This is a genomic window from Alicyclobacillus sp. CIJ1 (assembly GCF_057538885.1).
On record NZ_BAAJPH010000142.1, the window covers coordinates 1 to 390 of the forward strand.

A 390-nucleotide genomic window follows, 5' to 3' on the forward strand; every position below is an offset into this window, starting at 1 on the left:
TGAGTCAGGTGCCGAAGAAAGAGCAGGCGATGGTCGCATCCATCCTGCGGACGATCTTTGCCCAATCGTCCCAGGAGGCGGCTCGCAAGCAACTCCGGCGCGTCGTGGCCGAGTTGAAGGGGCGATTCCCGAAGGCGATGGATATCCTGTCCGATGCGGAAGACGACGTGTTGGCGTTCATGGCGCTGCCCTTCGAGCACTGGCGGCAGATCTGCTCGACCAATCCGCTGGAGCGCTTGAATCGGGAAATGCGGAGGCGGATGGACGTCGTAGGCATCTTCCCCAATCGGGAGGCCGTGCTGCGACTCGCAGGCGCCATTTTGCAAGAGCAGCACGAAGAGTGGATGGTGGCACGGAGGTACTTCAGCTTGGAGTCGATGGCCAAGTTGA

1 protein-coding gene is annotated in these 390 nt (G+C 61.0%); it reads left to right on the forward strand.

Translation table 11 applies throughout. The features are described 5' to 3' along the window. Window positions 1-390: transposase (locus AC27E8_RS13005; RefSeq protein WP_487111502.1), on the forward strand; the 390-nt coding region annotated here is incomplete at both ends.